Source organism: Mesorhizobium sp. P5_C1, from assembly GCF_054049815.1.
Map to the genome: position 1 here is coordinate 1 of NZ_JBFULQ010000811.1, position 1868 is coordinate 1868.

General features: G+C 57.4%; 2 protein-coding genes. Both read left to right on the forward strand.

Annotated elements, in window-relative coordinates; all coding sequences use genetic code 11:
* The coding region (locus tag ACXJ7R_RS31540; protein ID WP_457155225.1) for a TadE/TadG family type IV pilus assembly protein at positions 1–1472 on the forward strand (1472 nt) is incomplete at its 5' end.
* Between the two features lie 6 nt (positions 1473–1478).
* Positions 1479–1868: TadE/TadG family type IV pilus assembly protein (locus ACXJ7R_RS31545; protein WP_457155226.1), on the forward strand; the 390-nt coding region annotated here is incomplete at its 3' end.

A 1868-nucleotide genomic window follows, 5' to 3' on the forward strand; every position in this document is an offset into this window, starting at 1 on the left:
GCGTAGCGATGATCTTCGTGGCAATAATGTTTCCGGTTCTGATCGGTTTTTCCGTGCTGGCCATCGATATGGCCAGGCTCAACGGGCTTCACAACGATCTGCAGAAAGGTATCGATGCGCTTGCGCTTGCGACAGCTTCAGAGCTTGATGGCAGGGCGGATTCGATTGACCGAGCCAACCGGGCGGCGACTACTCTCCTCAGCAACACAACCAAATTTTCAACGGCAGACAATCACACACTGGCTCTTGCCGATGTCACGATCAAATACCTGACCGGGATACCCGCCAGCGATGACACCACTTTGACTGCTGACGGCGTCGACTCTACTGGCCATGACTGGTCAAGCACCGACCCGAAAGCGGTGCAGTTCTCCTTGGTGACGGTGAACGCGTCCGGTTTGGCGGATGGTGCCGGCGCATTTGCGACGATCTTTCCGGCAAGCATGATTGGCAGCGCGGACACTATGGACATTCAGCCMCAGGCCGTGGCCGGGTTCGTYCAGTCKATCTGCGAAACCGTGCCRATYTTCATGTGCAACCCGTTCGAGACGACCGATCCGTTGACCAGCAAGACGATCCAACAGGCGTTTGCCTCGGGCAACACCTATAGCCGTGAGTTTCGTATTCTCAAGGTSGACTCGAACCCWGGYCCYGGCAAYTTCGGRCTRATCGACAACAACYTGASYTCGCTGCGWGATGCCMTMGCRATGGGCACCKCAGGCACYTGCTAYMAMCGCGATRMGCTCACCACGAAAACCGGCGTCACYTTGGGWCAGGTCAACGCTGGGCTGAATACCCGGTTCGATCTCTACAGCGGCTCGTTGAATAAAAACAACAAGGACTGGAACTACCGGCCTGCCAGCAATGTCCGCAAGGGCCAGAAGAACGGCTGCAGCAAATACACCCCCGTTACGGATGGAACGGCGCTGCCTCTCCCTCCCGGCGCAAACTATGTCGACTCAAAAGGAATGTCCGATCAGATTGCTACGCAAGGCTTTTGGTCTAGTTATTGGTCGATCAATCACGGCACGACATACCCCAACGTCCCTGCCGCCACCAACCCCACCGGCACCACCACTGTCCCGGCTTCCAGATATGACGTCTATAAATACGAGATTGCGCACGGGCTCGTCGGGGACAAGTCTCAGGCGCCGACAAAGGAAACCGGGACGCCGTCTTGCTTCAAGGGTGACAACCCAACGCCGGATCCTGATCGCCGTCTGCTCAACATGGCGATCGTCGACTGCATCGCGAACGCGGGCAAGATCAATGGCCACACCCAGTTAAAGCCGGATGGCTATGCCAGTGTGTTCGTCAACACCCCGGTCTCAAAGCAGAACAATGCCGATGATGACGACGGCACTGGTGCTGAGAAGCCGATCAGCCTGGAGATCGTCGACGTCGATGGAGGGTTTGCCAATAACACCCTTGTAGACAAAGCATTCCGCAATGAAGCCCAGCTGTATCGGTAGGGCGACATGACCAGGTTCGGCAAAATCGTCCGGCGGTTCCAAGGCGACGAAAGCGGCGCCGCCCTGGTGGAAGTCGCGATCACTATACCACTCGTATTGCTATTGTCGGCCGGCGTGTTCGAGTTCTCGAACGTTCTGAACACGCGTCTCCTGCTTGAAGCAGGCGTCGAAGATGCAGCGCGCTATATGGCGCGCTGCAGTGGCGATTGGGTTACTTGCCAGGGCCTGGCACAAAACCTTGCGGCAAATGGGGCGATCGCTGGCGGCAGCGCAAGAGTGGCTGGATGGCTTCCAGCGACGGTTGAGATCACCAAGGCATTATCCACCCAAGCGGTCGATGGCAGTGGCACCGAACTCTACTTGAGTAGCACCGGCACCGTTGTTGTCGTGCAGGTC